The sequence below is a fragment of the Microbulbifer halophilus genome, from assembly GCF_026183675.1.
In the GTDB taxonomy this organism is placed as follows: domain Bacteria; phylum Pseudomonadota; class Gammaproteobacteria; order Pseudomonadales; family Cellvibrionaceae; genus Microbulbifer; species Microbulbifer halophilus.
Genome location: NZ_JAPIVK010000018.1, coordinates 26,258 through 39,196 on the forward strand (window position 1 = coordinate 26,258; position 12,939 = coordinate 39,196).

The 12,939-nt window shown below is 58.6% G+C and carries 10 protein-coding genes and 2 tRNA genes; 6 read left to right on the forward strand and 6 right to left on the reverse strand.

What is annotated here, in order from left to right; translation table 11 throughout:
- The first annotated feature begins 125 nt into the window (after window positions 1–125).
- The 4 genes from pheT (at window position 126) to OQE62_RS10990 (ending at window position 3,527) form a co-directional block, all read left to right on the forward strand.
- On the forward strand, window positions 126–2,519 hold the full coding sequence (gene pheT / locus OQE62_RS10975) for a phenylalanine--tRNA ligase subunit beta (RefSeq protein WP_265722080.1): 2,394 nt from the start codon (window positions 126–128) through the stop codon (window positions 2,517–2,519).
- A gap of 141 nt (window positions 2,520–2,660) precedes the next feature.
- A complete protein-coding gene (gene ihfA / locus OQE62_RS10980) occupies window positions 2,661–2,966 on the forward strand; it encodes an integration host factor subunit alpha (RefSeq protein WP_265722081.1) in 306 nt (101 codons plus the stop codon).
- Window positions 2,947–3,303, forward strand: a complete 357-nt coding sequence (locus tag OQE62_RS10985; protein ID WP_265722082.1) for a MerR family transcriptional regulator — start codon at window positions 2,947–2,949, stop codon at window positions 3,301–3,303. Before ihfA ends, OQE62_RS10985 begins: the two co-directional genes overlap by 20 nt.
- Window positions 3,304–3,450: 147 nt before the next feature.
- A tRNA-Pro gene (locus tag OQE62_RS10990) sits at window positions 3,451–3,527 on the forward strand.
- A gap of 1,416 nt (window positions 3,528–4,943) precedes the next feature.
- Here OQE62_RS10990 and OQE62_RS10995 read toward each other — a convergent pair.
- From OQE62_RS10995 to OQE62_RS11020, 6 genes are all read right to left on the reverse strand, one after another.
- Window positions 4,944–6,029 carry a tetratricopeptide repeat protein gene (locus OQE62_RS10995; RefSeq protein WP_265722083.1) on the reverse strand — a complete coding sequence of 362 codons (1,086 nt, stop codon included), beginning with the start codon at window positions 6,027–6,029 and terminating at the stop codon, window positions 4,944–4,946.
- Window positions 6,022–7,479, reverse strand: coding sequence for an adenylate/guanylate cyclase domain-containing protein (locus OQE62_RS11000; RefSeq protein ID WP_265722084.1), 1,458 nt, complete (start codon window positions 7,477–7,479; stop codon window positions 6,022–6,024). The genes OQE62_RS10995 and OQE62_RS11000 overlap by 8 nt, the downstream gene beginning before the upstream one ends.
- A 372-nt stretch (window positions 7,480–7,851) precedes the next feature.
- Window positions 7,852–8,820 carry an alpha/beta fold hydrolase gene (locus OQE62_RS11005; RefSeq protein WP_322746570.1) on the reverse strand — a complete coding sequence of 323 codons (969 nt, stop codon included), beginning with the start codon at window positions 8,818–8,820 and terminating at the stop codon, window positions 7,852–7,854.
- A 306-nt stretch (window positions 8,821–9,126) separates the two neighbouring features.
- The gene (locus tag OQE62_RS11010) at window positions 9,127–9,414 is read right to left on the reverse strand and encodes a putative quinol monooxygenase (RefSeq protein ID WP_265722086.1); all 288 of its coding nucleotides are present in this window, start codon (window positions 9,412–9,414) and stop codon (window positions 9,127–9,129) included.
- Between the two features lie 84 nt (window positions 9,415–9,498).
- Entirely contained in the window at window positions 9,499–10,362 is an 864-nt protein-coding gene (locus OQE62_RS11015) for a helix-turn-helix transcriptional regulator (RefSeq protein WP_265722087.1), read from the reverse strand.
- Between the two features lie 352 nt (window positions 10,363–10,714).
- Window positions 10,715–10,791, reverse strand: a tRNA-Arg gene (locus OQE62_RS11020).
- A gap of 377 nt (window positions 10,792–11,168) precedes the next feature.
- On the opposite strand from OQE62_RS11020, the gene OQE62_RS11025 reads away from it, so the two are divergent.
- Both OQE62_RS11025 and megL read left to right on the forward strand, forming a co-directional pair.
- Window positions 11,169–11,651, forward strand: a complete 483-nt coding sequence (locus OQE62_RS11025; protein ID WP_265722088.1) for an Lrp/AsnC family transcriptional regulator — start codon at window positions 11,169–11,171, stop codon at window positions 11,649–11,651.
- Between the two features lie 52 nt (window positions 11,652–11,703).
- A complete protein-coding gene (megL, locus tag OQE62_RS11030) occupies window positions 11,704–12,888 on the forward strand; it encodes a methionine gamma-lyase (RefSeq protein WP_265722089.1) in 1,185 nt (394 codons plus the stop codon).
- Window positions 12,889–12,939 lie beyond the last annotated feature (51 nt).

Here is a 12,939-nt window from a genome sequence, read left to right on the forward strand (position 1 = left end):
CGAACAACAACGGAGCCCCGCTCCAATTCGCCTGCAAGCAGGCTCCTACAACGGCATATCCGTAGGATGGGCAAAGGAGCGAAGCGACGTGCCCATCGGAGCAAGAACACGAAAAGAGATCGACTATGAAATTCAGCAACGCCTGGCTGCGGGAATGGGTAAATCCGCAACTGACTGCACAGGAACTCGCCGACCAGATCACCATGGCCGGCCTGGAAGTAGACGGCGTGGAACCGGTCGCGGGTGAATTCACCGGTGTGGTGGTGGGCGAAATCCTCACCTGCGAACAACATCCGGACGCCGACAAGCTCCGCGTCTGCACCGTCGCCGGCCACCCGGACGGCGAAATGCAGGTGGTCTGCGGCGCCCCCAACGCCCGCACCGGCATCAAAATTCCGTTTGCCCTGGTGGGCGCCAAACTCCCCGGCGACTTCAAGATCAAGAAAGCCAAGCTGCGCGGCGTCGAGAGCTTCGGCATGCTCTGCGCCCAGACCGAACTGGAACTGGGCGAAGACAGCGCCGGTATCTGGGAGCTGCCCGAAGACGCCCCCACCGGTGTGGACCTGCGCGAATACCTGCAACTGGACGACGTCGCCATCGAAGTGGACCTGACTCCCAACCGCTCCGACTGCCTCGGCATCGCCGGCATCGCCCGCGAAGTCGGCGTACTCAACCGCTGCCCGGTGGAAGGCCCCGAAGTCGCCCCGGTGGCCACGCAGATCGACGACAGCCTGCCGGTCTCCCTGGCCGCCGGCGACGCCTGCCCGCGCTACGTGGGGCGCGTGATCCGCAATATCGACGCCAGTGCCACCACGCCCCTGTGGATGCAGGAGCGCCTGCGCCGCGCCGGCCTGCGCGCCATCGACCCGGTGGTGGACGTCACCAACTACGTCCTGCTGGAACTGGGCCAGCCGATGCACGCCTTCGACCTGAACAAGCTCAGTGGCGGCATCAAGGTGCGCATGGCAGAGCAGGGCGAGGCACTGACCCTGCTGGACGGCCAGGAAGTGAAACTGCAGGAAGGCACACTGCTGATCGCCGACGACGACAAGCCCCTGGCCATGGCCGGCATCATGGGCGGCCTGGATTCCTCGGTTACCGAAGGCACCCGCGATATCTTCCTCGAGAGCGCCTACTTCAACCCGCTGGCCATCGCCGGCAAGGCCCGCTCCTACGGCCTGCACACGGATTCCTCGCACCGCTTTGAGCGCGGCGTGGACTACCACCTGCAGGAGAAGGCCACCGAGCGCGCCACGCAACTGCTGCTGGAGATCGTCGGCGGCGAGCCGGGCCCGGTCCACCTGCGGGAACTCGCCGAGGCCATGCCCGCCGAGCGCCGCATCACCCTGCGCCGCGAACGCGTCAGCAGCGGCCTGGGCGTGACCATCGCCGACGACGAAATCGTCGATATCATCACCCGCCTGGGCCTGGAAAAGATCGACAGCGGCGCCGAAGGCTGGACCTTCCTGGTCCCCAGCTTCCGCTTCGATATCGCCATCGAGGCCGACCTGTTGGAAGAACTGGCGCGCGTCTACGGCTACAACCGCATCCCCAGCGAGAGCTTCAGCGCCGCGCTGGACATCCTGCCGCAGCGGGAGAGCCGGGTCGCCCGCGACGCCCTGGAACAGACCCTGCTGGCCCGCGGCTACAGCGAGGCGATCACCTACAGCTTCATCGACAGCGACGCCTTGGCCCTGTTCGACCCGCAAGCCGAGCCCGTGGCCCTGCAGAACCCCATCAGCGCCGACCTGGCGGTGATGCGCACCTCCCTGCTGCCGGGTCTGTGCAAGGCGCTGCAGTACAACCTCAATCGCCAGCAGCCCCGCGTGCGCCTGTTCGAGACCGGCCTGCGATTCGTTCCGACGGACGGCGACGGGCTGGAACAGGAACCCATGCTCGCCGGCCTCGTCTACGGCCCGCGCTTCGCCGAGAACTGGACCGGCGGCCGGGACCAGGTGGACTTCTACGACGTGAAGGCCGACGTAGAGGCGCTCCTGTCCCACTATGGCGCCGGTGAGGGCGTCGACGGCGAATTCCGCTTCGCCGCCGGTGAACATCCGGCGCTGCACCCGGGGCAGTGCGCCAGGATACTGCGCGGCGATACCGAGGTGGGTGTAGTGGGCGCCCTGCACCCGCAACTGCAGAAAAAGCTGGACCTGCCCAAACCTGCCTTCGTCTTCGAACTGAGCCTGGAGGCCCTGGGCGAGGCCCGCCTGCCGGCCTTCCAGCCGCTGTCGAAGTTCCCCGAAGTGCGCCGCGACCTGGCCCTGCTGATCGACGCGGATGTGCCCGCCGCGAGCCTGGTTGAAAGCGCCGTCGATGCCGCCGGCGAAACCTTGACGGACCTCAGGATTTTTGACGTCTATCAAGGCAAAGGTATTGATTTCAATAGAAAAAGTGTCGCTTTGGGGTTGACCTTTCAGCATCCCTCGCGCACCCTTACCGACGAAGAAATCAATGCCGCGGTAGATGCGGTGGTCGGAACCCTAGAACAAAAATACAACGCCAGCCTGCGTTGATCGGTAGCCAAGCCTTGGCTTCAGCTCCGGGATGCAGGTTGTATGGCATCCCGAGAGCGTCTGCTACCGGGTTGAAAGCCGCCGCGGTTTGGGCCGCTTCCGATCCGGAGTCGACGCCTCTGAATCAATTGGTAGGAACCAATGACAGAGGCACTGACCAAGGCCGGGCTCGCCGAAAAACTGTACGAAGAGCTGGGCTTTAACAAACGCGAAGCCAAGGAGATCGTCGAATACTTTTTCGAGGAGATCCGCAACGCGCTTGAAAATAACGAGCAGGTAAAGCTGTCCGGTTTCGGTAATTTCGACCTGCGGGACAAGAGCCCGCGCCCCGGCCGCAACCCCAAGACCGGCGAGGAAATCCCCATTTCCGCCCGCCGTGTGGTCACTTTCAAACCGGGACAGAAACTCAAGGCACGAGTAGAAGAAGATGCTGGAAGCCAGTCATAATAGCGAATTGCCCACCATTCCCGGCAAACGCTATTTCACCATCGGAGAGGTGAGCGAGCTCTGCGCGGTAAAGCCGCACGTGCTGCGCTATTGGGAACAGGAGTTCCCGCAACTGAGCCCCGTCAAACGCCGCGGCAACCGCCGCTACTACCAACACCAGGACGTCATCCTGATCCGCCAGATCCGCGCGCTGCTCTACAGCGAGGGCTACACTATCGGCGGCGCCCGCCTGCAGATGGAAACAGGCAGCCGCAAGGCCGAGAGCGTGCAGCTGCAACAGGTGCTGCCGCAGGTGATTGCCGAGCTGGAAGGGGTGCTGACCCTGCTGGAAACCTGAAGGGGCAGGGAGCCTGGAACAGGATTCCAAAAAGGCGCAATCCAGGCTTGCAATCCCGCCTCACTTCGGTATGATTTGCGCCTCATCGCAATGCGATGCCCTTACAAATCAAGCACTTAGAGACGTTCTAAAGCTTGATCTTACCGTCGGAGCGTAGCGCAGTCTGGTAGCGCACCACACTGGGGGTGTGGTGGTCGTGGGTTCAAATCCCGCCGCTCCGACCATTATTTTCGAAGAAGCCCGCCATGTGCGGGCTTTTTTGTGTCCGAAATTCGAGCCGCATTAAGTTCTTACGGACTACAATGTTGCTGACCGAGCTGCTCGTGTTTTCAATACGTCGTTCTGGGCATATAGAACAGGTGAATCTTGCGAGTGGGACTGGCGCCGGACGTCGTTAATAGCAGTGACGCATGTACTGGTGAAATACATTGCAGTCGAAAGGGGCTATAACTGCTGCGGCGTTTGATACTTCTTGTTCTGCTCTGCTGGGCTCAGAAGCTCGTTTTCTATTCTATGCTGCAGGAAAAAACAAACGGCGGACTTCCTTGTCGACAGTTTTCAAAGCCAGTAGTGACAAGACAATCCGCCGCCCTTGTTGCTTAAGTGGTGTAAGACTCAGGTTAACAGGTTGTCACATATTTTTTGTGTCAATATCAGTTTGACGGTGGCTGTACAAACTGCATAGTTACCGGACCACTGATAGAGTCTAGCCCTCCAAACAGGCAGTCGAGATAGGTGAGTGTTGGAATATCATTGTAAGTGATAGTGAGAATGCTTCCTGTAAACCGACCAGATTGAACTTCACCTTGTAGAACAAAAACTCGAGGTATCGACGGTAGGCCAAGTTCAACATTGAACAACTCAACCTGTATGGATTCCCAGTTTATACTGCTAACTACTTGATCATCCCAGATAAATGACGCTGTCCCACTCGCATCCGTGTTTACCAGGCATGACAGGTTTCCACTCCCCTGGATGTCGTCAATAACTGCAGAATGAGTTGATTGATCCGATAAAAAAATGCAGCCATCGACGTATCCGGAGCCATTCAAGCTCGTCGCTTGGCTGGTTAGGGTAAGGGGAGGGTTAAAATCAAGGCCGATATTGCCCAGTACACAGGAAGCATCGACAGTCTGAGCATTGGCTGGGGAGGCTAGGGAAAGTGATAGAACTAAAGAGAGTAATCCCAGGAATAGGGAGAGTGGACTGTTAGCTTTCATGATGGAAACCCCAGTATTGGTTGTTAAATCGCGTAAATTGCGGAGGCCGGATTTGGCTCTGGAAGATACATCGAGAAGTAGATAAAAGTATGATTGCTGAGTGTGAAATGATTTATTGGTTCAGCAAAGGGAGTGTAGTCGAGAACAGGTTTTGGTCGAGAGAAATTGGCGAAATAAGGTGCTTATCAGTTAGCATTTTCAAGATGAAAATGAAGCAATATCATCTGCAGGAATGGATATTCTGAAAAGGAGTTGCAAGCCGTGGAATACGATCACGGCAGGCGGATTACGCCACATTATCATGAATTGTTACTTTTAGAGCGGGTATAGCGTCCTTTGAGATGGATTAGTTCAACCAAATTAGGCATCCAGCAAGCCGTTGGCTACTTTTGAGTGGGCGCAGGAGAGATAGATTGGAAGCTAAAGCTCGGAGCCGGGCGATGCCGACAGGGCTTTCAGGTTTTCCAGTACTTTTTCAGCCCGAGCGATATTAGTCTCCAATTCCACATTATCGGGATCCAGGGCCTGCACTTCGCGCCAGACTCCCACGGCTTGCTGAATTTTCCCCTTGCTGTACAGCTCATTGCCTCGCTTAATCGCGATTTTGACCCGCGTGCTCAGCTGTGCCTGGAACCGCGATTGCAGGGGCTGCAGGTGCGGATCTTGCGGCGACTCCTGCCGTAGCCGGCTCAGGTGCTGCCGCGCACTCTGCAGGTCACCGGCCTTCAGTGCCTGTTGTAATTCCGCGATGTAGCGCTTGCTGTCCTTTTTCTTCGGGGCGCGCCTGACCGTCTGGCGTTTCGAATGGCGGAGCCGGTGGTTGGCCAGGGCCAGGTCGTGGTCGATGGCTTTGCGCTGTTCCTCGTCCTGCTGTGGATCGTGGTTGTACAGTTTGCGTGTCACTTTCAAGGCGCGCTGTGCCAGCGCATAGTTTTCTCGCTGCAAGGCCTGTTGCGCATGATGCTGCAGCGCCTTTACTGAATTACTGCATTTGCGCTGAAAGTTCTTCTGCTCCAGCCAGCTCAGCACGTCTGGGCCTTTGAGTTGTCGCAGGCGCTGGTAGGCCTCGGCGTTGTGCAGTAGCTGCTCGCCGCGGTGGATTGCCAGTTCCATTCGCACCCGTTCTTCGCGCAACTGGCGTCGCTGCAAAAATTGTTGCTGTGCCTTGTTCAGTGTCCGGCTGTCTGGCAGTACGCCTGTGGCCGCCTGGAAAACCTGTGCGGCATCATACCAGTCGCCCTGTTTCTCCAGGCGGCTCGCGGTGCGGATTGCGTTTTGTTCAAACTGCTGCAGACTGCTATCCAGCTGTTTGATTTGTTGTTGCTGGGCCGGTGTCGCAGTATCGAGTTTCCGCAGTCGGCCGAGTTCGGCGGACTGCTGGCGCGCCTGTTGCAGTGTGTCGGCTGGAAAAACCTCCGGTGCCTGTTGCTGCGTGGGGAGCAGGCTGCACGCCGGCAGTAACGGTAGCAGCAGGAACCACAAAAGCGCTAAGCAACGATTAGGCATGCTCGACTGCCTGCCGGGTCTGTTGACGAGCGCGGCTGTTGAGCAGCTTCTGCAGGTTGGCCTGTAGCAGCTCCTGGCCCTGGTGGTGGATGTCCTGCACTGAATAGATTCCCACCGGCGTTGATTTGCCGCGGATCGGCATTGTCCGTTCGGCCTGTGCGATGATGCGGGTCTCCAGTGTGGTGAACAATTGTTCGCGAATGATGGTTTGATCCGCCCGGGCCTCGCTGCACAGTCGGGATGCCAGGTTGACGGCATCGCCGACCACGGTGTATTCCATCCGCTCGTCGGAGCCCAGGTTGCCGGCCAGCATCGCGCCGCTGTTGATGCCGATGCGGAAATGTACTTCCGGCCGGCCGTCGGCGCGGCGGCGCTCGTTTAGCTGCGCCGCCAGTTGTTGAATCAGTACCGCGCAGCTGACTGCGTTGAACGCGTGGTCGGAATCGTCCTCGAGTGCACCGAATACCAGCATCGCGCAGTCGCCGATAAACTTGTCGACCACGCCACCATACAGTGCGCAGGCGCGTGAAATATAGGAGAAATATTCGTTCAGCAGTTCGGAGACCTGGCTCGGCTGCAGCTTTTCCGACATGGCGGTAAAGCCGGTGATATCGGCGAACACCACCGTTGCCTCGATGGGGCGGTCGACCAGCCGGATCTCCTCCAGGTTGGCCAGTACCTCGTCGGCCACGTTTTTCGACACGTAGCGGGAAAAGACCCGCTCGACCTGCGATTTCCTCAGCAGCCCGGCCGCCATATTGTTGAACCCCTCGAACAGGTAGCCGAGTTCGTCGTTGCGCCGCTGGTCGATCCGGGTGGCCAGGTCGCCGCGGCCGATGGCTTCGGTCGCCTCCATCAGGTGGTGGATCGGGAGCGACAGGCGCCGGCTCAGCCAATAGGCCAGCAGGGAAGCCAGTACGGTCATGCCCAGGGTGGCGTAGACAATGGCGTTGCGGGCGCTGATTGCGGCCTGGTCCATCTGCGACGCCGACAGGGTCACCACCGCCGAGCCGACCCGGACGCCCTGGTAAGCCGCCGGGGCGGTAAAACTGATCAGTCGCTCGGGGGATCCGTCTGCCGTGTGTTGGAACCAGGGCCGGGATAGAACCCCGGTGGAATCGAATGGAGTATCGGTCAGCTCGGGCTGGACACCGGTCGCCGATAGCAGCTCGCCGTCGAGCGTGTATATCGCTGAGCCGAGGATTTTCTCGTCCTGGCCCAGGTTGGCGGTCAGCATACGCAGGTTCAGGTTGTCCTCCGACAGAATCGGCTCACTGGCCAGTTTGGCCAGCTGTACTGCCATGGTGCTGCCGAAATCATCCAGCTGTGTGCGAATCAGGCGACTCTGGTTGTCGCTGATAAACAGACCCAGACTCGCCATCCCCAGCACCAGCAGCAGTGTCATGACCACCGCCAGTTTGAACGCAATCGGGATGTGGCGGGGCAACAATCGGATAAGGCGCACCGGTAGACCATTGGCAGCGTACCGCAAAGCGCGTTTGGCCTCAGTGATCACCGGGGGCTCTCCTTCTGATAGTCACCTGTAGTCGGGGATGAGAGATGCGAACTATACCAGTTCTTGGACGTTTGTATGACTTGTGCCGGCGCATGGTTTGATCAAAAAATGATCGCTTGAGATATGCCGGAGGCCCATATTGGCTGATATCGAGCGTGAAGCCCTGAGTTGTGGCCTGGTTTGGCAAGCTGGTGTTTTCAGGCGCAGGAAAGCAGTACAGTGACCGTTGTCGGCGCGTTTTATAAGATGAAGGTAAGCAGTGAGCGGGAAAGGAAGTGCCCGCAATCGCAAGTACCCTGCGACCTATTAATGCTCGATCAACGCGAGAAACTCCGCAATCTCGCGGTTCACCCAATCCGGTTCCTCCTGCCCGATCCAGTGTCCCGCCTCCTTTACTTCATGGATACGTAAGTCGCTGCACTGACGGTGCATATCCAGGCCGATACTCTCCGCATAGCGGTGGGTCCAGTCCCTGCTGCCCGTCAGGTACATTGCCGGTACGGTGATGGTGTTGTCTTTCTGTGAGGCAGTGCGCTGCCAGGTGCGCTCGAAGTTGCGGTACCAGTTCAGCGGTGGTTCGAAGCCGTGGCGTTGGTAGCGGCTGACGATGTAGTCGAGAAAATCCCGCGGCATATATTCCGGGGGCTGTTCGGGCAGGGTGATGCGCTCCAGCAGATTCGCGTCGCCGGTCTCTTGTCCCAGCAGGTCGAAGTGACCGGTGAGTATGCCCTCCAGCGATCTGGTTTTGTCGCGGTTCAGGGCCTCGTGGGCGGCGGCTCTCTGGAAATCGATGATGTAGAAATAGCTATCGCCCATCTGCCGTTTCAGTGCGCTCAGGGTGTCCGTCTGTCCGCGCCCGAACCAGGGCACGCTCAGGCCGCCGACGCCCTTGATGCGCTCCGGGTGCAGCCAGGCGGTGTGCCAGGCGACGATGCAGCCCCAGTCGTGGCCGATAATGACGCCCTGTTGCTGGTTGTAGGCATCGAGCAGGCCGATTACGTCTGCGGCCAGCTCTACGGTGTCGTAGGCCATGACGTCTTCGGGAGCGTCGCTGTCGCCATAGCCGCGCATCTCCGGGGCCACGACCCTGTAACCCCTGTCCAACAGGAATCTGATCTGCGGTCCCCAACTGGCCCAGCACTCGGGAAAGCCGTGCAGCAGGAACACCGGCGGGCCTTCGCCGGCTTCGGCCACATTCAGGTGGATGCCGTTGGTGGGCAGGGTGCGGAACCGGATGTCGTACTGGTCCAGACCGTAGGGCAACGGATGGCGCACTGCTTTCCCCTTTCTTTGTTGTTGTCGTTCTCTGGTTCGGGCCAGAGTAACCGTTTTAGAGTATAGGGAAAAGCTGGTTGATGCGCCGGCATAGGGGCTGCGGTGTCGAATAGCGGGAAGGCTTTGGTGCCAGCGGCAAGGGCAGGATGGACTCAAAAAACGCCTGGGCGGGGTTTGACCCTGCGGGCTCGCTTTCGCGATTTCTTCTGACGAGTTTCTCGCTCGATCAAGCAAACCCTATAAAAGGGGCCGACCCTTGCGGGTCGGACCCTTATTCGTTTTTGCCAGTAGATGTCGGCCCGGGCGCTAAAGCTGTTCGTGGTATATGCCTTCCGGTTCTGTCTCAAGTTGTTCCAACAACGCATCCCATACACCCTGGCTTTTCAACTCGGACAGGTGCTGTTGGTGTGCGTCCTCGCTTGCCCATTGTTCGACGACCACAAAATGGGTTTTCTCCTGGAGGCTCTGAAAGATATCGACTCTCTCACAGCCTTCCACGCTGGGCAGGTCTTGTTTTACCTGTTCCATCGTCTTTTCGAAATCGCTGACTAGTTCGGGTTTGGTATTAAAATTTACGATGACTGTGGTGCTCATATCGCCTCCTCAGGGGTTTCAAAGATGGCGATACATTAGCGCGCTGAGGGGGCGGCAACTATCAAAATCAGGGCAAAAATATCGCTATTCGGTCAACTGTGCCTGACGGGGAGTATGGTTGAAGTATCGACGGTAGGCCTGGATGAAATGGGATACATTGCGGTAGCCCACCTGGAGAGCAACGTCGGTAACGGAATAGTCGTGTTCGCGAAGTAGGCGGTTTGCTTCGGTGAGGCGTTTTTCGATCAACCACTGATTGACCGGGGTTCCAAAGATTGCCTTGAATTGGCGCTGGAAGCTGGACTCGCTGCGGCCACAGAGCTCTGCAAAGTCCTTTGTGCGCAAGTCCAGAGTGTAATTGCGCTGCATGAACCCCATAATGTCTCTTTTGCCACCTGTTGTCAGGGCGGTATGAAGCGGTGTCAGAAACTCGGCAGTGGATTCTTCCAGCAGTAGAAGGTGAAGTAGCTCCTGTAGTTTGGCGTCCAGCAGGGCGGCAGAGTGCACGCCGTTTGCATAGACGGCGTTTATCGCTTCCATGTAAGTTCGTATCGTTTGGTTGGCGCTATGGGTGCAGGGCTGATTTGACCGCACGCCGGGCTTGGGTAGCGATTGCAGATTGCGTTCTATGATGCCGGCGTCAAAAAAGAAAAGTAGTGCGCTGAACTCGCCGTTATCTGTTTCCGGGGCTGACACATAATCTGATACCGCATACAGGTCCTTGGGCAGGCAGACCAGTTCGCCTGCATCGGCTTCGGCGTAGCTGCCATCATCGTTGCGACATGTTATGGCCCCGTTCTTTACATACAGTATGGCGGGTAGGGTTAAAAATATGGCTTTATCAATAAGGTTCTGGTCAAGCCGCTTGTAAAGCACGGCGGCATTCTCTCGCCGCAACAGAGTCTTTATATCGGCGCGGCGGAAGAGGGCGTTTGGTAATATATCCAACACTTTGTCCTTGGAATATTCGGAGCAGAGTAAGTAGGGGCAGGGTAATATATCTCGTAGAATTTGGCCAAAAAATATACATATGAAGACCTGCATCCCATTCAGGAAGTGTATATTGCCTCCGCGTGGTAATAGTGAAGATGTCGATTCCAAACTGGGTGTTCGGAACGAGTGAATGGACTGCCTTCGAGGATGGACTCAAAACACGCTTGGGCGTGTTTTGACCCTGCGGGGTCATCTGCGTTCGGTCTCAACTCGCTGGCGCGAGTTGATCGAACCTGGGGAGTTTCGTCCACCGCCCGAACGGACCATACAAAAAAGGCCCCATCCGTTTGGATGGGGCCTTTTTGTATGGCGCGCTCGGGAGGATTCGAACCTCCGACCGCCTGGTTCGTAGCCAGGTACTCTATCCAGCTGAGCTACGAGCGCGTCGAGGGTGCGCACAGTAGTGGCCTGCCTCATCGGAGTCAACTCCTTTCTGGGAAAATGCTTTTGGGAATCAATGACTTACCGAGTTCCTCGGTGGCGGAAAGCGCTTTTTGGTCCATTTATTGATCACTTTGGTTGCTGCTTGAACGCCTGTTGCCTGGGCCTGTGAGCCGTACCGAACCGTGCCGCCGGCGATATCCGCCGGAGAATCCCATTCGAACCATCCCCCGGCAAAGGTCCACCCTACCTAACATTCAGCAAGCCCGAATCGGCGGGCACGGAATATTCTTCACTCGCGAATGCTGGGTAGGCTTGTAGGTTAATACTATTCGGAATAGTGTGAGGGTTTCCTAATTTAAATCCGGAAAGGTCGCAGAATGTTAAACTCTATTTCGTCGCTGGATCGCACGGATATCGCCATCCTGCGGGTCCTGCAGGTCGAGGGGCGTATCAGCAATGTGGAGCTGTCCGATCGCGTGCACCTGTCGCCGCCGGCCACGCTGGCCCGGGTCAGGCGGCTGGAGGAGGAGGGTTATATCAGCGGCTACGCCGCGATGCTCGATCGGGAAAAGCTGGGTCACGACAACCTGGCGCTGATCGAGATTGCGCTGGAGCTGCACCAGCACGAGCGCATTGCCGAGGTGCTGGATAACCTGGTGGCCATGCCGGAGGTGCTCGAGTGCTATCACGTTACCGGTGAGTACGACTATATGGTGAAGGTCTCCACCGTGAACAACCGCGCACTCGACCGTTTTATCGCCGAGCGGCTGATCCCCCTGCGGGGCATTGCCCGGATACATACCAGCATCGTGTTGAAGGCACTCAAGCAGACGACACAACTGGAATTGCCGGAACCCTAGGCGGCTTGCCCATGTGTGAGCCGCCGAATTAATAATGATAAATGAGGCACATATGTGGGAATCCAAGAATATCGAAACCAATACCATTCATGGCGGCAAAAAATCCCAGGGAGAGTTCGGGACACTGTCGACGCCGATCTACCAGACCTCGACCTTTGTCTTCGACAATGTGCAGCAGGGCGCGCAGCGCTTTGCCGGTGAGGATGGGGGGCATATGTATTCCCGGCTGGGCAATCCCACCGTCGAGGAGCTGGAGGCGCGCATGGCGTTGCTCGAGGGAACCGAAGCCGCGGCCGCTTTCGGTTCCGGCATGGGGGCGGTGTCGTCGGCGGTGCTGGCACTGCTCAAGGCCGGCGATCACCTGGTGACCTCCCACCGCCTCTACGGCTGCACCTTTGCACTGTTCAACCACCAGCTGCCGGCGCTGGGTATCGAGGTCAGCTTCGTGGACCTGGCCGACGAGCAGGCGCTGCGCGCGGCGATCAGGCCGAATACGAAAGTGATCTACGGCGAGACGCCGATCAACCCCTGCATGACGGTGATCGACCTGGATACCGTCGCCGCGATCGCGCGGCAGCACGACCTGACCACGGTGATCGATAACACCTTTATGTCACCGATCCTGCAGCGCCCGGCCAGCCACGGCATCGACCTGGTGCTGCACTCCGCCACCAAATACCTGAATGGCCACGGCGATGTGGTGGCCGGTATCCTGTGCGGGCCGGGGGAGTTGATCGATCGCATCAAGATGACCACGCGCAAGGACATGGGCGCGGTGATGAGCCCTCACGATGCCTGGCTGGTAATCCGCGGCCTGAAGACCCTGCACCTGAGGATGCAGCGCCACGGTGAGAACGGACAGCTGGTGGCCGAATACCTGCAGGACCACGACGCCGTCGAGAAGGTCTACTATCCCGGGCTGCCGAACCACCCCGGTCATGCGCTGCTCGGCAGGCAGATGCGCGGTGCCGGCGGCGTGATGGCGTTTGAGCTCAAGGGCAGCTTCGAACAGGCGGTGGCGTTTATCAACAAGCTGCAGATGTGCAAGCGCGCGGTCAGTCTCGGCGACGCCGAGACCCTGATCCAGCACCCGGCTTCCATGACGCACTCCACCTACGAGCCGGAGGAGCTGGCGGAAGCGGGTATCTCCCGCACCCTGATCCGGCTCGCGGTCGGCCTGGAAAATGCCCAAGACATAGTGGCGGATCTCGGGCAGGCCCTGTCCGTTGCCCGCTGATCGCGGAATTCCACTCATAAAAATTGGCCGCGGCGCGATGCCGATAGGGCG

Bases quoted from the DNA above. Each gene is read 5' to 3' on its own strand.
- pheT (WP_265722080.1), top strand. From the start codon at position 126: ATGAAATTCAGCAACGCCTGGCTGCGGGAATGGGTAAATCCGCAACTG.
- ihfA (WP_265722081.1), top strand. From the start codon at position 2,661: ATGACAGAGGCACTGACCAAGGCCGGGCTCGCCGAAAAACTGTACGAA.
- OQE62_RS10985 (WP_265722082.1), top strand. From the start codon at position 2,947: ATGCTGGAAGCCAGTCATAATAGCGAATTGCCCACCATTCCCGGCAAA.
- OQE62_RS10995 (WP_265722083.1), bottom strand. From the start codon at position 6,029: ATGCCTAATCGTTGCTTAGCGCTTTTGTGGTTCCTGCTGCTACCGTTA.
- OQE62_RS11010 (WP_265722086.1), bottom strand. From the start codon at position 9,414: ATGAGCACCACAGTCATCGTAAATTTTAATACCAAACCCGAACTAGTC.
- OQE62_RS11025 (WP_265722088.1), top strand. From the start codon at position 11,169: ATGTTAAACTCTATTTCGTCGCTGGATCGCACGGATATCGCCATCCTG.
- megL (WP_265722089.1), top strand. From the start codon at position 11,704: ATGTGGGAATCCAAGAATATCGAAACCAATACCATTCATGGCGGCAAA.